We start from the raw sequence: 18,356 nt of genomic DNA, 5'->3' as shown, positions 1-18,356 counted from the left end.
TCAGTCACTGGTGACTCATGAAAACCTACACCAAACCTACCAATAACCCGCTGACCAAGCTCCCGGACGCCCTGCGTCAGGAGCTGGCCACGTTCGTTGTGAAAAATCAGGCCACAGCGCCGGCACTGGCTATGGTGTCCGGTTCCCGCTCTGGTGGTCAAGCGCCACGCGAGCGGGTGTTTGCGTTTGCTGCGCAGGTTGCCAATCAGTTCAAACTGCCGGGCGATATTAAAAACTATCTGGATAAAGCCTCTGCAGTCCGTCTGCGTAAGTATGGCTTTAAGCGGGCACTGGCCTTTATCGAGTCCCGCGCCCCGGCTGCGTTCTCTGCGTTGTCGGTACTGCCAGAGCCGTGGTGGAAAGTTGATAACGAGTTCAAGCGCGCACGTCTTGCCACGGAATTGGCAGGGCGCGCCCGCATGCACTTGGAAAACGCTACCAGTGAGCGCTACGGCAGCGGCCTTTCTGTCAAAGATACGCTGTTGATGATTGATCAGCATGTTGGTTCCGGCCTCTGGATGCCGCATTTAGTGCCGGATGGCAAAGTCGGTTCAGATGATGATCTGTGTTACTCGATGCTGGTGCGCCTGATGGATGAGTCGGTGTGGAAAAAAGCCATTGAGAAACAGGTTGCGGCAGCGTTTGAGAATGCCCGCCGCGCTGTAGGCATGGTATCGCCCCACGTTTCCCCTTATGCGTCATTTTCTGCCTGTGAGTGGCTCAAAATCCGCCAAGACCGTCAGCGTGAGTGGTTAGAGCTTATGGCGATTGAGTCCGAAAAGGGCGATGTGCTGGATATGGGTGACGTGTACAAAAGTTCTGTCGCTAACCCGGAGAACCGCCGCCATGAGTTGATGACCCGCATTGCAGGCTGTCAGGAATACGCCGATTCAAACAACCATGTCGCGGTGTTCGTCACCATGACCGCTCCGGGCAAATACCACCGCCTGAAAATGCGCGGTAAGTATTGGGTGGAAAATCCGCACTGGAACGGCGCAGCCCCGCAACATGCGCACCAGTGGCTGTCACTGTCTTGGCAGCGCTTTCGGGCGGCAGCAGACCGCGCTGAATTGACTTACTACGGCATGCGGGTAGTGGAGCCACACACGGACGGCACCCCGCACTGGCATGGCGTGTTTTTCCTGCCGCTTGAGCATGTGGGCGCGTTTATCTCGCTCCTGCAGCACTACCAGTGGCAGCGTGACCAAGACGAGCTATACACCGAAGACGGACAGTCAAACGCCAAAGCGATGAAAGCGCGGGTAAGCGTGGACGTTATTGACCGGGATAAAGGCGATGCCGTTTCTTATATCGCCAAGTACATTTCCAAAAACGTGGACGGGTTCGGTCTGGACGGTTTGTCTGACCTCAATGCCAAGCAGGTGAAGTTACAAGAAACCATTGCCAACGTTACAGCATGGTCACGTACCTTTGGCTTTCGCCAGTTCCAGTTTCAGAAAACTCCGAGCGTGACCGTCTGGCGTGAGCTGCGCCGTATTGCTGACGAGCAGGAGTTTTGTCAGTTCGAGAAAGCGCGCCGGGCGGCTGACAGCGGCTTTTTCTCTGCCTACTTCGATTACATGGGCGGTCACCGCCTGCCGCAGGCTCTGCGCCCAATCAAACCCTATGTGGAGCTATCCGAAAACAAGTACGGCGAGACGGTCACCAAAACTGTCGGTTTGCAGGGTAGTGGCCTGACCGTGATCACCCGTGATATCGAATGGAAACTCATCAAAAAGCCGTCCGGCTTGCCGGAGGCTTCTCAAGCAGGCGGGAGCCTGCGCCCTTGGACTAGTGGCAATAACTGTACGCAAGCAGTGAAGCCAACCAGACAGCAACAACTTATCTCGAACTTCTTCCTCCACATGGAGTTAGACCGGGACCACATTGAATTTTTCAACACCGGAGGACACCCAGACCATGACTGCGAAGCAACAAGCCGAACAGCACACCCAGACCCTAATCAATGCGGGTCAGGATTTTTCCCAGAGCCTGATGGGCAAAGCATTCAAACCACTTATTCAGTCCCTGATTGGCTATGTCAAAGCCACCAACCAGCGACTGGCCGAACTGGAGACCAAATAAATGGATAACATTAACGATATTTTGGGGTATGTCGCCTGCCATACCTGCATGACCCCCAAAGCGATTAAGCAGTGCAAGGGCAAGCGCTCAAACTTTGTGATGGGTAACTGTGAGTGCGGCGCTGACCAGCGTTGTGGCAAGGCCGCGCAGGCCGAACTGAAAGCGTTTAAACCGCTTGAGCAGGTGCAGGCTGAGCTTGATGCCCTGAGTAACCCCAAAGCTGAACCACAACCGGAACCACAAATGGTGGTATCGGAGCCTGTAGCAGAGCTGGTGGAACCAGAGCCAACCATCACCGAACCCAAAACAGAGCCGAAACCAGTGGCACCGGAACCGAAACCGGAACCAAAAACTGACGGTATCAGTACCGCTTCCTGTGTTGGTCTTGGCGCAATCGCCGGGCTGATTTTCGGCGGCATCATCAAAACCATGAGGGCAGTAGCATGAGTGAAGTATTGGAAGAAAACCAAATTGACGTGGAAGAGCTGACCGAAGCGCACAGCAGCGAAGAAGAAAAGGCGTTTCTCAGTGAGTTTGAGGGGGATGAGCCGGATTTTGACCCCACAGCCGTGAGTGAGCAGAGCCAGGCACAAAAGCTGGCACTGGCAGCGGGTGAGCAGAGTGCCATGGCGGTGCTGATGATGACCGAGCAGGGCATCAAACAGTTTGGTCATTCTAAGTTTGCCTTTGACCCGGACAAGGCCGAGAACTTTGCCAAGTCTGCTGCGCCCCTGCTGGTCAAATACGGCGGTGAAATGCCGCCGTGGCTGGCAGCTTACAAGGAAGAACTGGCGTTTGTCATGGCTGCGGGGGCGCTGACCTTTGGCTCTGTGCAGCAGGTGCGCCAGCTCAAGGCCGAAGATGCCGCCGTGGAAGCGGCCAAGGAAGTGGCTCAGGAGGACAACACCGATGCAGCCCATCAACAACAATAACAAGCTCGATAACTTCCACGCCTATGTGGTGGGCATGTCCGGTTCGGGCAAGTCCTCACTTGCCAAAAAGAAACTCATCAGGGAGACGGATCAGGTCGCCATTTATGACCCGAAACGTGAGTATGACGGCAAGCTCAGGGGCCGGGCAATCCGGGTGTATGGCAGCCTGCGCGAGTTTGCCCGCGCCATGATGGCCGGGCGCAAGACCACACAGGGCTTTAAAATCGCCTATCGCCCGGATGAGCCAAGCCCCGCAGACTTTGACCGCTTCTGCCGGGTTATCTGGAGCATGGGCAACGGTAAGCATCAAAAGCCGCTCAAAGTGGTGTGTGAAGAGGTCGCGGAGAACTCGACCAGTGCCGGTAAAGCTACCGGCTATCATGGCAAGCTGCTGCGTCTGGGGCGCTCCTACGGTATCCACACCATTAACCTGTTTCAGCGTGGTCAGGAGGTATCCAAAACCATCATTGATAACTGCGAATATGGCTACATCATGCTGACCAAGACCCCAAAAAGCCGCAAGTATCTGGAAGATTTAACCGGTATCCCGGTCAGTGAGCAGACCGGGCTGGCGCGCTTTGAATACTTCATGCAGCAGGGTACAGAGGTCGTCAAAGGTAAAATCCGCTGGTAATTGGGCTTTAGAGCCCATTTATCAGGCATGGATACCCAAAAACCATTAGGTATAGAAACCCAATCCTTTTCTTAAATAGAAGCCGTTCCCCGCTCTGCGTGGAGCGGCTTTTTTATTTTCAAAAAGGAAAACAGATGAAACTGACAGGTAAAAACATCGCCATTGTGGCGACCATTGCCGCGCTGGTATCCGGCGTAGTGGTTTGGGCATCCAATAACGTGGATGCAGTCGAAGACGTAATTGGTTAAGGGGCGGCGCCATGGAACTCATTAACACCAAATTCGCGCCACGTCCTAAAGAGCTGGATCCGCTTGAGGGTGTTGGCTGGGGTAACCGCGCATCTTTGCGTCTGGTGTCCGGCCCGACTTATCACTCTATCGAGCTGGTGACCAACATCACCAACCCGAAAGACATTGAGCGCGTGGAAGTCTCGCTTAATGGTTCTGCCAAATACAGCGTATCGGGCGAAGCACTGGTGGCGCTGCAGGCGCACCGTAAAAACTACGCTGAAGATGGTCGTTACATTATCGCCTTTGGCGATCCGACTCTGCGCACCAAAATCGGTGTGCGTCAGACCGACCTTGTGACGCTGCCGGGTGAAATCTGGTTTGTGCATATCCAGCTTAAAGCCAAAGACCCGGGCACAGCCGCGCCAACCATTCGCGCTCGTGGTCATATGCTGCCAGCGCAAAGCCAGCGCTACTACCTGCCGCGCCTGTATGAGCTGACGTGGTTTGCTGCCGCTTCTGGCCGCACCCCGTTTGACTTTGCTGAGCGCAGTCCGGCGCTGAACCTCAAGCGTATTCACTTCATTGACGACAGCATCAACCGGGTGCGCGTGGTGCGTGATACCTATGAAGAAATCAACGTCACCAAGGAAGACAACGCCTTTGACCTTGCGCAGGCCAAGAAAGAGCAAAACAAGGGCTGGTTCAGTCTGGACTTTATCCGCTACGGCTTTGGTGCTGACGGCATGCTGAACACAGCCGCCCGCTCACAGCTGACCTTTGAGCTGGATAAATCGGCCATTGGCTCTGTGCCGGTGATTGTTGAAGCCGTTGAGCAGGTAAACGCACTGCCTACCGCCAGCGCGTAAGGGGGTGGCATGTTTGACGATTGGGGGGAAACCCTGAGCGGGCTTTCTGACTCTGTGGTGTCAGGCAGTCAGCGCTTTGTGGATTCGTGGTTTGACAGTGAGTCAGAGCGGGTCCGTCAGGCTGCGCCGGAAGAGCAGCGCCCAACCAGTGAGCCTGCCCGTCAGCCAAACGGTCAGCCAGTCCAGACCGGATATGCGCCGCGCCTGAATACCACCACCATGCTGGTCGGCACCGGGCTTTTGTGCGCGCTGGTCTATCTGATCGCGAAAAAGGGGTAAGCCATGCCATTGATTGTATTGCTGCCGCTGGTCGCAGGTGGCGTGGGCTTTGGCCTTGGCTCTTGGACAGGTTCGGGAGCCAGTAAGGCGGTCAAACTTGGCCTGATTGGGGGCGGCGCGTACGCCGCTTACCACGTACTGACAAAAGGGGTGAAGTGATGTTTCCGAATTTGGGCAGTTTATCAAACAGCGGCTCTATGCCGATTAATGCCGGAGGCGGCGCAGCCGGGCCAAGTGGGGCCAGCTCTCACAACACCATTGGCGGTGCCCGAAACGGCAATGTGACTTTCGGTCAGACGCCGTGGAAAACGCTCGCGGTGGCGGGCGTGACCGGACTGTTTATCTGGTGGGTGATGCGCAAATGAAGTGGGGAGTAATGCGCGTAGGCCGCGCCGATATTAACGCGCAGTTTCACCTGCTGCGCCCGGCCTTTAATGGCGTTTACGGCGCTAAGCAGGAGTTTGATTTCTGCTGTGAGTCGGTCAGGGCCGGGCGCGCCAGTCTCTACCACATCAAAGGACAGGGCGTGAATGTGCGCTTTGTCGGCATCGTCACTGATGACAACGAGTATTTGATTTTAGCCATGACGGGTACGGGGATGGTGAAAGCCGCCCCGGCCATTATCGCTAAAGTCCGGGCAAGGGGTTACCGCACCATTAAGTATCACACGGTGCGTCCGGGAATGCGCCGCATTCTGCGCCCCTTTGGATTTCAACAAGTGGCAAGCGGTGAGCATGACTCCGTGCTGTCACTCGATATGGAGGTGTGCTGATGGGCGGCGGTGGCAGCAGTTCCAGTAACACAACAACCAACACCAAAAACACCACCGGACAAAATGCCATTCAGGGGGACAACCTTGGGGTGGCGCTATCCGGTGTTTCGGACTCTCAAATCAACGTGAGTATGAGCGACCACGGAGCGATTGAGGCCGCTAAGGAAATGGGCGAGTTGGCGCTCAACAACACCAAAGACATTGCCAGTTCGGCAATTGATAAGACCGCCCGGATGAGTGAAGCGGCTTTGGACAGTAATACCGAGGTGACGCAATCGGCGCTCAGCATGGGGGAAAACCTTGCCGAAGACGCCATTAACCTCAGCCGGGAAAACAGCGAAGTCATGGCAAACGCCCACAGTGAGAACCTGCAATACATTGCGGGGCTGGCGGGCAGTCAGGCCAAGCAAAACTCAGACAACCTCAAAGCCATGACGCAACTGGCAAGTACCAACTCCAACGGCGGCAGCGCGGATACCAACGCCACGGTGACCAAGGTTGTGGGGGTAATCGCAGGCGCAGCGGCCATTGTGGCCGTGGCTAAGGCGGTGACCTCATGAGCATGAAACAGCTGATGCAGCCAAGGGCGCGGGCACAGTTTCAGGTGGTCGGTGAGTTTATTTATATCGAGTCCTGCCCGTCAGAGCTGCGTATTCAGACCGAGCGCGGTGAGTACCGGCTCAGGCCGGGCGCTCAGGTACTCGATGACAAGCTGTCAGGGCTGGTGACCGTGGAGAACCTTGGCGGGGCAGGCATGGTTGAGGTCATTACCGGGATGGGCCGTTATGTACCACCGGCTGACGGCCAGAAAGTCACGGTTGAGCGACAGCCCCCGGTAGAGATTGCCAGCGGTCAGGAGCTTGCCATTACCGACCTGCCAAGGGTGCGCCTTGCCGATGGTCAGGAAATCGCGGTTATCGCTATGCCTGCCATGCGTATTGCTGACGGGCAGAGCCTTGAGGTTGAGCGCCTGCCAGCGGTAGGCATCAAGAAAGGGCAAATGGTGGGTATTACCAACCTGCCAGCGGTAGAGATTGCAGACGGTCAGCAACTGGCGGTGACCAGCCTGCCGAAAGTGGCCCTTGAGCAGGGTCAGGCGCTTTCGGTTACCAGTATGCCAAAAGCTCAAATTGCGCCCGGCCAGACGGTTGGCCTTGAGGTGGCAACAGGCATCAATACCGGCACTGAGGCACTGCCATACACGCTGGAAGAAAACACCCAGCGGCAGAGCGTCACGCTTAAAGCCAGCAAAGCCAACACCGAAGCTGTGAAAGTCGGCGCATTCAGTCTCGAAGCAGGCGAGACACTGACCTTAAATACCTGCGCAGCACTCGCCATGACCGGCGGGGAAACTGATCACATTGAATTTATCGAGGTAGTCCAATGACTGTGGAACTAGGGACTGGCAGCACAGAGAACAAGGTTCAGGCTCTGGCGCACCATGTCAGCAACATGACCGGGGCGGTGGTTATCCCGGTGGAATTTGGCCGTAAGATCGGCGATAAGGGCCTGATGATGGAATCCAAGCTCTATGACGCCTTGGGGTATGACTGCGAAGTTGAGCGCACTTCACTTGGCTGGCGTGGCGATTACAGCAAGATTTCCGTTGCTGCGCTCTCCAAACTTTACCGGCAGGCCAAGCTGGGCGAAGTCGTCACTATGATGCTTTACGTGGATTTTGATGTATTTGTGCAGGGTAACCCGGCCAACGCTAACGGATACAGCCCGAGTATGAATGGCGGTTCCTGCGCGGCGCAAATGCCAAAGTTCGCCCCAACCTTTCAGGACGATTCACGTCATAAGGTAACCGGCTTTATGTCGGTGCGACTGACGCCAACCGGCGACAAAACCAACCCGCACCCAGAGCTGAAACACCAGACCACGATGCAGTGGGATCCAAACGGACTCTCATCAGGCTCTGGCACCATCATGGTGATTGGTGAAGTGGTGACGCCTGTCGACGCAACGCCGAACTATGGTTACCAGTCACCCTTACCGGTGTAAGCCATGAAAACGCGCTTTGTACTACTGACGGTAATTCTCATAGGGCTGTATATGGCACAGACACAATCAAGCGTTCGCGGGATACGCAATAACAACCCGCTCAACATCCGAAAGGGCAATGACTGGGAGGGTGAAGCGGCAATCAGCCGTGACACCTCATTTGAGACGTTCAAGCACCACAAATACGGGTTCCGGGCCGGGGCCAAGTTGCTGCGTAATTACCAGCGCAACTATGGCCTCTACACGCTTGGCGAAATCATCCACCGCTTTGCACCGCCAAACGAAAACAAGACCCACAACTACGCAGGCTTTGTGGCGCGTAAGGTCGGCACCACGCCGGATGCGGCCATTGACCTGTCCGATGATGAGCTGTTAGCGCGGGTACTTCACGCCATGTCACAGATGGAAGTGGGGCACCACTACACACTGAATGATGCCCGGCAGGGGGTAGCGCTGGCATGACCAAGCAAGACCTGAAAAACGTACTACTGACGGTAGCGGGCGGGGTGCTCGCTGCCTACACCATTAAATATCTGAAAAAGGCAAAACTACTATGAAAGACTTACTGGCAAAAATCGGCATCGACCTTAACCAACCATCTACCAAGAAAGGCGTAGCGCTTCTGGGTGCAGGTGTTGCACTGGTGACCGGACACCCGGAGCTTATCACCGCCAGCGTAACTGCTGAGGGTGTGCAATACGGCGGCCTGATTGGTGCACTGGCACCTGTGGTGATTGGTTTGTATGAGACAGTTCGGAATGAGTGGAAATGATGGCCGAGTATCAAACACTGGTGGTTGCGGCCATCAGTGCATTGTTCAGCGGGATTGGGGTGGGCGTAACCCTCAAAACGGATGTGAAGTGGCTACGAATTATGATGGAAAAGATGGACCACCGTTTACTAGTTCTAGAGCAAAAAAGCCTCACCAAGTGAGGCTTCATCTTCTAAGTATGCTTTCTTAGCCAGCTCCATTGGTCTGGCAGTAGCCACCCTGAGTACTCATTAGCATGAACTTTAGAAACAAAGGCTCTATCGTTTTTGTCAATGAAAGGGTGTAGCTTATCGAAGACCTGCTCTGCGGTGAGATCGCTTGATACAAGCCAGGTTGAATCCATTAAATGAATCCATCCATTGAAGCTTTTAATTGCTTCATAGAGTGCATCATAGTTTTTTCCTGGTGCGTTAAGGTCATAGCTGATGTTAAAGATAGCCATATGTAGAGAGCTAAGCTACTTTGCTTTACATTCGTCGCATTGCTCCCTATTGGAAGGCTTTTCCATAGATCTATGCCAACCAGGCTTATTGTAGTGGTTTTTGGTGCATGAAGTTTCCCAATGGTAGGTGTCGCTGCCATCTTTGTAATAGTAGTAAGGTTTAGGGGTACTCATTTTATTACTCCTTAAATTAAGTACGATTGAAAGTCCGATAACTTTGGACAATACAAAGTACTCCCTGTATTCACTTGATTTCTGTGATACTGATCGAGTAATGTAAAAATTGAGTGTATTTCCCTTGCTTTATCAAATTACTTATAATCTTGTTATTTGCTGCGTTCGTGTAGGTTATGAGGATTCAATTGAGTGTAAACCTGCCACAGGATATTTAGATTTCGATGTCCTGTAACCTGCGCAACCTCTTCAATAGAGTACCCCTTTTCAAACAAGCGACTAGCTCCTTCCCTGCGCAAGTCATGGTAGCGTAAGTCACTGATCTCCAATTTATTGCGCACTCGCTGAAATCCGGCGGTTACACTCGTAGCTCTATAGGGAAAAATCAGCTCTCCGGCTTTTGGCTGTTTAACTGCTATATCAAATGACTCTCCCAGAAGTGGGACGATCATATGGTTCCCCGATTTTTTTCGTGGGTCTTTACGATCGCGTACCAGGATAGTTTTGTGTGCTTCGTTCAGGTCTTCCCAACGCAGCTTACAAATCTCCCCAATTCGCATACAGGTAAGAATACTGAAATCCAGAATGTCGGTGTAAGGGATCTTAGCGGTGGTCTTCTCTTGTCTTTTAATCAGCTCTGCTTTTAGGCGCCCTATTTCTTCACCAGTAGGGCGGCGGGTGCGCTTCTGACTCTTACCAACCAACTCCATATCTATTAATACCGGAACGGCTTCCTCAAAGATCTGAAAGTTGGCGTCGATATTGAAAACAGGTTTGGCCTTTTTCATCACTGAGCGCAGGTAAGCAACATCATGGTAAATCGTGGCGGGCTTGGCTCCTGCTGCTTTGCGGTTTTTGCAGTGCTCAATCAGATCACTGGTTCTGAGTTCATTACTTCGCACAGTGGCAATATCGCAATCCCGAAGCATGCTGATAACGTACTGTTTGGTGCGCCCGGTCTGGTCCCACAAATCACGCTCACCCATGTACTTATCCAGCAGTACCCCCAGGGGGACTGATTTGTTTTTAAGTACCCCTTGAGCTTCGATCTCCTGCACCCGGTTACGGCCATAGGTTCGGGCGAGTTCCTTTTTCCTGAATGTTTTGGATTCTCGGTGTATAATCTTCGAGTTTTTTTTCACGAATATTGTTGCTTTGAATCGCAGCTCGCCACTCTTTAGCTGGCGCTTCTCGATGGTGAATGAGGCCATTTGTCCTACTCCTTGAGGGGTACTCTCAGGGGTACTATAGTAGGAAATTAGCGGAAAATACAGGCGATTCAGGGCAAATTCACAAGATCAAAATATGAGGTATATCAGTGTCTAAGGCAGACAACACCAGCAATTACCCTATGCAGCGCCTTTCGGTGGCCCCGATGCTCGACTGGACTGACCGTCACTGCCGTTACTTCCATCGCCTGCTGTCTCAGCAGACGCTGCTGTACACCGAGATGGTGACGACCGGGGCGATTATTCATGGTAAAGGGGACTTTCTTGCTTATAACGAAGAAGAGCACCCGGTTGCGCTGCAGTTAGGTGGCTCCAACCCTCAGGATCTGGCGACCTGTGCCAAACTGGCAACAGAGCGTGGCTATGACGAGATCAATCTTAATGTGGGTTGTCCGTCAGACCGTGTTCAGAACGGTCGTTTCGGTGCCTGCCTGATGGGGGAACCTGAGCTGGTGGCTGAATGTGTTGCCGCGATGCGCGATGTAACCGATGTGCCGGTAACAGTGAAAACCCGTATTGGTATCGATGATCAGGACTCGTACGAGTTTCTGACCCGCTTCGTTTCTCTGGTACACGAGAAAGGCGGCTGTGATCAGTTCACCATTCACGCCCGTAAAGCGTGGCTGAGTGGCCTGAGTCCGAAAGAGAACCGAGAGATCCCACCGCTGGATTACCCGCGTGCATACCAGGTCAAGAAAGACTTCCCGCACCTGACTATTGCAGTCAACGGTGGTGTGAAAACCCTGGAAGAGACCAAAGAGCACCTGAAGCACCTGGATGGTGTGATGATCGGCCGTGAAGCTTATCAGAATCCATACATCCTGGCGGAAGTGGACCAGCAGATCTTCGGTATCGATAAGCCGGTGGTAAAACGCAGCGATGTGGTTAAAGCCATGTACCCGTATATCGAGCAGCAGTTGTCAAACGGTGCTTACCTCGGGCACATCACCCGTCACATGCTGGGTCTGTTCCAGAATATGCCGGGCGCGCGTCAGTGGCGTCGTCATATCAGTGAGAATGCTCACAAGCCAGGCTCAGGTCTGGAAGTGCTGGAAGCCGCGCTGGCGAAGATCCCGGCTGAACTGAACGTGTAAATCTCACCAGGCAGGGTGGTGAAATTCACCACTGTCAGATCTTTAAAACCACTCTTTTGCAGAGTGGTTTTTTATTATCTCAATAAAATCAAAGCATTGTGTTGTGGTGGAAAGTTGGCCTGCATTGTGCAGTCCCTTAAGTAATCAAACTGATAAGTTCTTAAAAAGGAGCACAAGATGTTCGAGTTACTGTTTGTTCTGATGTTTATGGGAATCCTGATCTTCACCGGCGTCACTATGATGACGGTCTTTGCTGCGGCAGCGGTCACCTTTGTGGTAATGATGCTGCTGGGCATGTTGGGGCTGGTGTTTAAGATCCTGCCGTGGATTATCGTGATCGCGCTGGGCTGGTGGTTCTTCCGTAACTTTGTTTACTGCCCGCGTTAGATTTTTGTCAGTGATGTTTCCCCTGCTAATATCTGTGCTAGTATCCATTTTAAATTATGTATTTGAGGTGGATACACACAATGGCAAAACGTATGCTGGCTCTGGCGGTATTAACCGGTTCTGTGTTTACAGCGGCTCCGGCAGCAGCCGGGGATGATACTGAGTTTCAGTTTCGCCTGACGGCGGATTACTGGGCACCGAAAACCACGGTGCAGGAGAGTAAAGAGACCATTCATACCGACCCGTCTGCATCACGGTTGCCATTTTCAGCAGCGGTAGAGCATAACCTGCCGTATCTGCCTGATTTTCGCGTTCGCTATACCCCGGTAAAAGGCAAGTACATTGAGTTTGATAAGTTTGATTACACCCTGTACTACGGTGTGATCGATCATGAACTGATGCACTTTGACCTTGGGGCTACCTGGTCCACCTATGCAAATGGTGACTACCATAAACCAGGTCAGCCAGAGCGCGATTTCACCCAGCGTATCTTCAGCTGGTACGCCAATGCGTCTCTGACTGTGCCGGATACCAACTTCGATGTGATTGGTGAGTTTGATTTTGCCCAGCGCAGTGGGAACAAAACCGCCGACCTGACCGGTGGCGTCCGCTACCGCTTTAAGCTGAATGAGACTGATATGGCAATCCGTGCCGGTTACCGCGCAATGGAGTACCGTTTCGACTATATGAATGAAAATGATTTCTACCTGACCCACGGCTGGTTTATCGGCGGTCAGATAGAGCTCTGATTTATCCCTGTTTATATGACGCCCCGACTGCAGAGCCGGGGCGTTTTTTATTGGCGTCTGTTAACCAGAATTTTACATCCTGCCGCTTATGGGCCATCCTTAAATTGATCGTCACAGTTGCCCGGAGGCTGGTATGACTATCTCTGAACTAAGAAATTTGTATCAAAAGAATCAGTTGCTCGAAGCTATCATCGAGCCATCCATTCAGGAAGAGGGCTGGATTGTGGAGTTTCGCCACACCCGGGGCGGATTTATTCTGCTGACGGACAGTCATGGTGAGGAGTGCCAGTATATGGATATCGATACGGCTTCCAAGTCAGCGCTGGCCGTGGGTTTCCACCAGGTCCGGATAGAAGAGCGCTGAGTCCTTCAGCGCTCTTATAATCCAAAAAGTTATAAAACATACATTTCTATTCTTTTTTATTATTAGGAGGAGTGGTTAATCTATCGTCACGCAATGAATAGGGATGTCGTGACATGTTACTCAAGGAACTCTCCGCACTCGCCAGTCCATTAAACGATCAACAGATTGGTCAATTACAACAAGCGATTGCCGAACTCTCCCCGCAGCAGCTGGCCTGGGTCAGTGGTTACTTCTGGGGAATCAGTCAAACTCAGCCAGCCGGTGCTGCTGCACCACTCAGCCAGGCCGCCGCGGCAGTCGCCGCCAAACCCGCGGGCAAACTGACGATCATTTATGCCTCCCAGACCGGTAACGCCAAAGGGGTCGCGGAAGCACTTCATCAGGAAGCGGAAGCGGTGGGCATTGAAGCTCAGTTGTTTGATGCAGGTGATTACAAAGGCAAATCTCTGGCAAAAGAGACCCATGTGATCATCGTGGCTTCAACCAATGGTGAAGGGGAAGCCCCGGATAATGCCATTGAGCTGCATGAGTATCTCCAGTCTAAAAAGGCGCCGAAGCTACCTGAGCTGCAATACGCTGTGATTGGTCTTGGCGACTCAAGCTATGAGTTTTTCTGCCAGACGGGCAAAGACTTCGACAGCTACCTGTCAAAACTGGGTGCGACGCCGTTTATCGACCGGATTGACTGTGATGTGGATTACGATGCGCCAGCTGCCGAGTGGCGTAAGCAGGCACTGGACAAAGTAAAAGAAGCCCTGGCTGGCGGAGCGCAGGCCGAGGTCGTACAACTGCCGGTTGGCCAGCAAAGCCAGAGCGCCGTTCACTACACCAAACTCAACCCGTTTACCGCGACCCTGCTGACCAACCAGAAGATCACCGGGCGGGATTCGGGTAAAGATGTCCGTCATATCGAAATTGACCTGGAAGGTTCCGGCATCAGTTATCAGCCGGGCGATGCGCTGGGAGTATGGTTTGAAAACAGCGCAGAGCTGGTCAATGCCATTTTAGAAAGAGTGGGGCTGTCTGGTGTTGAGAGTGTGGAAGTCGACGGGGAGAGTCTGTCACTGCATAACGCCCTGCTCAGCAAATATGAGATCACCGCTTCCAATCCACAACTGGTCACCAAATTTGCAGAGCTTTCCGGCAGCAAAAAGCTGGAGAAGCTGGTGGCGGATAAAGACAGGTTGCGTGAGTACGCCGCTAATACTCAGGTGGTTGATGTACTGGCAGAGAAGAAAACCAAACTGAGTGCAGAAGAGCTGACCGGGTTGCTTCGCCGCCTGACCCCGCGTCTCTACTCTATTGCATCCAGCCAAAGTGAAGTCGATGAAGAAGTACACCTGACCGTTGGGCTGGTTGAGTATGAGAAAGGCGACCAAACCCGTTTTGGCGGTGCATCCGGATTTCTGGCAAATCGCCTGGAAGAGGGCGGTGAAGTGAAGGTGTTTGTTGAAAACAACAATAACTTCAAGTTGCCGGAAGACGACAATACTCCGCTGATCATGATTGGTCCGGGTACAGGTATTGCCCCATTCCGTGCCTTTGTTCAGGAGCGTGATAACCGCGGCGCGAAAGGCAAAAACTGGCTGCTGTTCGGTGACCGTACCTTTACCCAGGACTTTCTCTATCAGGTGGAGTGGCAGAAGTACCTTAAGTCCGGTCTGCTGACTCAGCTGGATGTGGCATTCAGCCGCGATCAGGCAGAGAAAGTCTATGTGCAGCATCGTCTGCTTGAGCATGCGCAGCAGGTATGGCAATGGATTCAGGACGGCGCCTTCATTTACGTGTGTGGTGATGCCACCCGAATGGCAAAGGATGTGAATGACGCACTTGTGCAGATAGCGATTCAGCAGGGGCAACTGTCAGAGCAGGAAGCCACCACCTTTATTAATGACTTACGCAAAGCGAAGCGCTACCAAAGGGATGTGTACTAATGAGTGAGCAACAAACAGTATTAGGTCAGACGCTTGGACCGCTTTCCGATAACGAGCGTCTGAAAAAAGAGAGTAACTTTCTGCGCGGCACTATAGAAGCCGACCTGCAGGATAAGATCACCGGTGGATTTACCGCAGATAACTTTCAGCTGATCCGTTTTCACGGTATGTACCAGCAGGATGACCGGGATATCCGTAATGAGCGTGCCAAACAGAAACTTGAGCCGCTGCACAACGTGATGCTGCGTGCCCGCATGCCTGGCGGAGTTATTACCCCCAAACAGTGGCTGGCGATCGACAAGTTTGCAACAGAGCATTCGCTGTACGGCAGCATACGCCTGACCACCCGTCAGACTTTTCAGTTCCATGGCGTACTCAAGCCCAATATCAAACTGATGCACCAGACGCTCAACAGTATTGGTATCGACTCCATCGCGACTGCGGGGGATGTAAACCGTAACGTGCTGTGTACGACCAACCCGGTTGAATCAGAACTTCATCAGGAAGCGTATGAGTGGGCCGCGAAGATCAGTGAACATCTGCTTCCCAAAACCCGGGCCTACGCAGAGATCTGGCTGGATGGAGAAAAAGTAGAAACCACCGATGAAGAGCCGATCCTCGGCAGCAACTACCTGCCGCGTAAGTTTAAAACCACGGTGGTGATCCCGCCGCAAAACGACGTAGACGTGCACGCCAATGATCTTAACTTCGTCGCGATTGCTGAGAAAGGAAAGCTGGTGGGTTTCAATGTCCTGGTCGGTGGCGGTCTGGCTATGACTCATGGGGATACTTCCACTTACCCGCGCCGGGCGGATGACTTTGGTTTTGTTCCTCTGGATAAAACCCTCGAAGTCGCCGCTGCGGTAGTGACGACTCAGCGTGACTGGGGTAACCGTTCTAACCGGAAAAACGCCAAAACCAAATACACCCTGGACCGCGTGGGTATCGATGTCTTTAAAGCAGAAGTAGAGAAACGTGCCGGAGTGACATTTGAACAAAGCCGTCCTTATGAGTTTACCGGCCGCGGTGACCGTATCGGCTGGGCAGAAGGCATCGATGGTAAGCATCACCTTGCCCTCTTTATAGAGAATGGCCGTTTGCTCGACTTCCCGGGCAAACCGCTGAAAACCGGCGTAGCAGAGATAGCCAGGATCCATAAAGGGGATTTTCGCATGACCGCGAACCAGAACCTTATCGTTGCTGGTGTAAATAAAGAAGACAAAGAGCAGATAGAGAGTATCGCCCGTCAGTATGGCCTGATTGATGACGGAGTCAGTGAGCAGCGCAAAAACTCCATGGCGTGTGTGGCGTTTCCTACCTGTCCGCTCGCGATGGCAGAAGCCGAACGTTTCCTGCCTAAGTTTGTTACTGATGTGGAAGGCATACTGGAGAAGCATGGCTTGCCAGAGCAGGAGAATATCATCCTGCGGGTGACCGGCTGTCCGAACGGGTGTGGTCGCGCCATGCTGGCGGAGATCGGTCTGGTCGGTAAAGCGCCTGGCCGCTATAACCTCCATCTTGGTGGTAACCGTGCCGGTACCCGGGTTCCTAAGATGTATAAAGAGAACATCACAGATAAGCAGATCCTGGAAGAGATCGATCAGCTTGTAGGGCGCTGGGCAGATGAGCGTGAAGTGGATGAGTCGTTTGGTGACTTTGTTATCCGTGCAGGTGTCATTGCTGAGGTAAAAGTATCAAAGAGGGATTTCTATGCCTGATAGTGTCATTGATAAACCAGACCTTCAGAAACTGCTGACGCTGACCAAAGCGCAGCAGAGTATCGAGCTGGCAGAAATTAACGCTTACCTTGAAACGCTCTCTGCTCAGCAGAGAGTTGCCTGGGCATTTGAATATCTTCAGGGTGAGCATGTTGTCTCTTCCAGTTTTGGTATTCAGGCGGCGTTGATGCTTCACCTGGTGTCCAGAGTTAAGCCGGACGTTCCGGTTATTCTGACCGATACCGGTTATCTGTTTGAGGAAACCTACCAGTTCATTGACCATCTGACAGAACAACTGGATCTGAATCTTCAGATTTTTCGTGCTGAAACAAGCCCGGCCTGGCAGGAAGCCCGTTATGGCAAATTGTGGGAGCAGGGTGTAGAGGGTATCGAAAAGTACAACCGCCTGAATAAAGTCGAACCGATGAAACGTGCACTCGATACTTTGGGGGCCGGTACCTGGTTCTCAGGTTTAAGGAGAGAGCAGTCTTCCTCCCGGGCCAGCCTGCCGATACTGGCGATCCAAAATGGGGTATTCAAGTTTCTTCCGGTTATCGACTGGAGTAATAAAGATGTTCACTACTACCTGGAGGAACATGGCCTGTCATATCACCCGCTTTGGGAGCAGGGCTATCTCTCTGTGGGAGATACCCATACCACCCGTAAGTGGGAGCCGGGTATGGCAGAAGAAGACACGCGCTTTTTTGGCCTTAAGCGTGAGTGTGGACTGCATGAAGATGACGGGGAACAACACGGCTCAGGCATATAGAAGTCAAACAGATTGACCAACAGTACAGAAGAGGGCTGCATTTGCGATTGCATTTGCAGCCTTTCTGCTATGGTCTATGCTTAAAATTCGCGCTCTCCGGAGTAACTCTGTGGATAACTTGTGTTGTTTCTGGGTGAAAGTTGGAATAAATAAGGCTTTGGAGATAAAGTCACCGTTTGGTGTCTTTTTTCGCATGTTTTCTAAAAAAGTGCTTGCCAATGTGATGGCGATCTCTATAATGCCACCTCGCTGACACGGCAAGGCCCACAAGGGCTCGGCTGAGAAAGTAAGGTGAAATAGCAGAACTGGTTGAGTTTCGAAAATAAATCGAAATAAAACATAAAAAGTGTTTGACACTACGAAATGTTCCGCTAGAATTCACCTCCGCTTTGAGAAGTATCAAAGCAAGCCGAAAGGCAACGCTCTTTAAAAATATAGATCTATCAATCTGTGTGGGCACTCGTTGATGATAATCAATATGAAACTTCGGTTTCAAAATGGTTTCAATGATACGAAGTGACCATTGAGTCTCCGGACTCAGCACAGTCAATTCAAACATTACTATATGTAATGTTCAGTATTCATTGAGCCGACAAAATCTTAAATTGAAGAGTTTGATCATGGCTCAGATTGAACGCTGGCGGCAGGCCTAACACATGCAAGTCGAGCGGCAGCGACATAAACAATCCTTCGGGTGCGTTTATGGGCGGCGAGCGGCGGACGGGTGAGTAATGCCTGGGAAATTGCCCTGATGTGGGGGATAACTATTGGAAACGATAGCTAATACCGCATAATGCCTTCGGGCCAAAGAGGGGGACCTTCGGGCCTCTCGCGTCAGGATATGCCCAGGTGGGATTAGCTGGTTGGTGAGGTAAAGGCTCACCAAGGCGACGATCCCTAGCTGGTCTGAGAGGATGATCAG

Annotated in this window: 23 protein-coding genes and 1 rRNA gene; 23 read left to right on the top strand and 1 reads right to left on the bottom strand. The window is 52.5% G+C overall.

The features are described 5' to 3' along the window. The first annotated feature begins 17 nt into the window (after window positions 1-17). From ACVB80_RS18700 to ACVB80_RS18630, 15 genes are all read left to right on the top strand, one after another. Complete coding sequence (locus tag ACVB80_RS18700) at window positions 18-2,093, top strand: replication endonuclease (protein ID WP_481082812.1); 2,076 nt, start codon at window positions 18-20, stop codon at window positions 2,091-2,093. Further along, window positions 2,086-2,532: a hypothetical protein gene (locus ACVB80_RS18695; RefSeq protein WP_481082811.1), complete on the top strand. Its 447-nt coding sequence runs from the start codon at window positions 2,086-2,088 to the stop codon at window positions 2,530-2,532. The genes ACVB80_RS18700 and ACVB80_RS18695 overlap by 8 nt, the downstream gene beginning before the upstream one ends. Beyond that, a complete protein-coding gene (locus ACVB80_RS18690; protein ID WP_481082810.1) occupies window positions 2,529-3,017 on the top strand; it encodes a hypothetical protein in 489 nt (162 codons plus the stop codon). Before ACVB80_RS18695 ends, ACVB80_RS18690 begins: the two co-directional genes overlap by 4 nt. Then, complete coding sequence (locus tag ACVB80_RS18685; RefSeq protein ID WP_481082809.1) at window positions 2,995-3,651, top strand: type IV secretory system conjugative DNA transfer family protein; 657 nt, start codon at window positions 2,995-2,997, stop codon at window positions 3,649-3,651. The genes ACVB80_RS18690 and ACVB80_RS18685 overlap by 23 nt, the downstream gene beginning before the upstream one ends. 259 nt (window positions 3,652-3,910) lie before the next feature. Then, complete coding sequence (locus ACVB80_RS18680; RefSeq protein WP_481082808.1) at window positions 3,911-4,747, top strand: major capsid protein P2; 837 nt, start codon at window positions 3,911-3,913, stop codon at window positions 4,745-4,747. A 9-nt stretch (window positions 4,748-4,756) separates the two neighbouring features. Continuing rightward, window positions 4,757-5,026 carry a hypothetical protein gene (locus ACVB80_RS18675; protein ID WP_481082807.1) on the top strand — a complete coding sequence of 90 codons (270 nt, stop codon included), beginning with the start codon at window positions 4,757-4,759 and terminating at the stop codon, window positions 5,024-5,026. 3 nt (window positions 5,027-5,029) lie between these two features. After that, window positions 5,030-5,185 (top strand): hypothetical protein, encoded by a 156-nt coding sequence (locus ACVB80_RS18670; RefSeq protein WP_481082806.1) that lies wholly within the window; start codon window positions 5,030-5,032, stop codon window positions 5,183-5,185. Next, the gene (locus tag ACVB80_RS18665; protein ID WP_481082805.1) at window positions 5,185-5,391 is read left to right on the top strand and encodes a hypothetical protein; all 207 of its coding nucleotides are present in this window, start codon (window positions 5,185-5,187) and stop codon (window positions 5,389-5,391) included. The genes ACVB80_RS18670 and ACVB80_RS18665 overlap by 1 nt, the downstream gene beginning before the upstream one ends. After that, a complete protein-coding gene (locus ACVB80_RS18660) occupies window positions 5,388-5,798 on the top strand; it encodes a hypothetical protein (protein ID WP_481082804.1) in 411 nt (136 codons plus the stop codon). Before ACVB80_RS18665 ends, ACVB80_RS18660 begins: the two co-directional genes overlap by 4 nt. Continuing rightward, complete coding sequence (locus tag ACVB80_RS18655; RefSeq protein ID WP_481082803.1) at window positions 5,798-6,358, top strand: chemotaxis protein; 561 nt, start codon at window positions 5,798-5,800, stop codon at window positions 6,356-6,358. The genes ACVB80_RS18660 and ACVB80_RS18655 overlap by 1 nt, the downstream gene beginning before the upstream one ends. Then, a complete protein-coding gene (locus ACVB80_RS18650) occupies window positions 6,355-7,185 on the top strand; it encodes a hypothetical protein (RefSeq protein WP_481082802.1) in 831 nt (276 codons plus the stop codon). Before ACVB80_RS18655 ends, ACVB80_RS18650 begins: the two co-directional genes overlap by 4 nt. Next, window positions 7,182-7,802, top strand: a complete 621-nt coding sequence (locus ACVB80_RS18645) for a hypothetical protein (protein WP_481082801.1) — start codon at window positions 7,182-7,184, stop codon at window positions 7,800-7,802. The genes ACVB80_RS18650 and ACVB80_RS18645 overlap by 4 nt, the downstream gene beginning before the upstream one ends. Before the next feature lie 51 nt (window positions 7,803-7,853). Then, window positions 7,854-8,264: a structural protein gene (locus ACVB80_RS18640; RefSeq protein WP_481082800.1), complete on the top strand. Its 411-nt coding sequence runs from the start codon at window positions 7,854-7,856 to the stop codon at window positions 8,262-8,264. Window positions 8,265-8,355: 91 nt separating this feature from the next. Further along, on the top strand, window positions 8,356-8,574 hold the full coding sequence (locus ACVB80_RS18635; RefSeq protein WP_481082799.1) for a hypothetical protein: 219 nt from the start codon (window positions 8,356-8,358) through the stop codon (window positions 8,572-8,574). Next, window positions 8,571-8,735: a hypothetical protein gene (locus ACVB80_RS18630; protein ID WP_481082935.1), complete on the top strand. Its 165-nt coding sequence runs from the start codon at window positions 8,571-8,573 to the stop codon at window positions 8,733-8,735. The genes ACVB80_RS18635 and ACVB80_RS18630 overlap by 4 nt, the downstream gene beginning before the upstream one ends. A gap of 607 nt (window positions 8,736-9,342) precedes the next feature. Here the strand turns inward: ACVB80_RS18630 and ACVB80_RS18625 are convergent. Beyond that, complete coding sequence (locus tag ACVB80_RS18625) at window positions 9,343-10,401, bottom strand: site-specific integrase (RefSeq protein ID WP_481082798.1); 1,059 nt, start codon at window positions 10,399-10,401, stop codon at window positions 9,343-9,345. 107 nt (window positions 10,402-10,508) lie between these two features. Between ACVB80_RS18625 and dusA the strand changes: the two genes are divergently transcribed. The 8 genes from dusA to ACVB80_RS18585 all read left to right on the top strand — a co-directional run. After that, the gene (dusA, locus tag ACVB80_RS18620; protein ID WP_481082797.1) at window positions 10,509-11,513 is read left to right on the top strand and encodes a tRNA dihydrouridine(20/20a) synthase DusA; all 1,005 of its coding nucleotides are present in this window, start codon (window positions 10,509-10,511) and stop codon (window positions 11,511-11,513) included. Between the two features lie 177 nt (window positions 11,514-11,690). Next, on the top strand, window positions 11,691-11,900 hold the full coding sequence (gene pspG / locus ACVB80_RS18615) for an envelope stress response protein PspG (protein ID WP_481082796.1): 210 nt from the start codon (window positions 11,691-11,693) through the stop codon (window positions 11,898-11,900). Between the two features lie 80 nt (window positions 11,901-11,980). Next, entirely contained in the window at window positions 11,981-12,649 is a 669-nt protein-coding gene (locus tag ACVB80_RS18610) for a TIGR04219 family outer membrane beta-barrel protein (RefSeq protein WP_481082795.1), read from the top strand. Between the two features lie 133 nt (window positions 12,650-12,782). After that, window positions 12,783-13,013: a hypothetical protein gene (locus ACVB80_RS18605; RefSeq protein ID WP_481082794.1), complete on the top strand. Its 231-nt coding sequence runs from the start codon at window positions 12,783-12,785 to the stop codon at window positions 13,011-13,013. A gap of 113 nt (window positions 13,014-13,126) precedes the next feature. Beyond that, the gene (locus ACVB80_RS18600; RefSeq protein WP_481082793.1) at window positions 13,127-14,947 is read left to right on the top strand and encodes an assimilatory sulfite reductase (NADPH) flavoprotein subunit; all 1,821 of its coding nucleotides are present in this window, start codon (window positions 13,127-13,129) and stop codon (window positions 14,945-14,947) included. Then, window positions 14,947-16,665 (top strand): assimilatory sulfite reductase (NADPH) hemoprotein subunit, encoded by a 1,719-nt coding sequence (cysI, locus tag ACVB80_RS18595; protein WP_481082792.1) that lies wholly within the window; start codon window positions 14,947-14,949, stop codon window positions 16,663-16,665. The genes ACVB80_RS18600 and cysI overlap by 1 nt, the downstream gene beginning before the upstream one ends. Next, a complete protein-coding gene (locus ACVB80_RS18590; protein WP_481082791.1) occupies window positions 16,658-17,434 on the top strand; it encodes a phosphoadenylyl-sulfate reductase in 777 nt (258 codons plus the stop codon). The genes cysI and ACVB80_RS18590 overlap by 8 nt, the downstream gene beginning before the upstream one ends. A 602-nt stretch (window positions 17,435-18,036) precedes the next feature. After that, window positions 18,037-18,356 (top strand): 16S ribosomal RNA (locus ACVB80_RS18585); the annotation flags it as partial.

The sequence above is a fragment of the Vibrio sp. 9-16B-A1 genome (assembly GCF_056726165.1).
The sequence above is the reverse complement of the archived record's forward strand: the minus strand, read 5'-3'. Positions and strand labels throughout refer to the sequence as shown.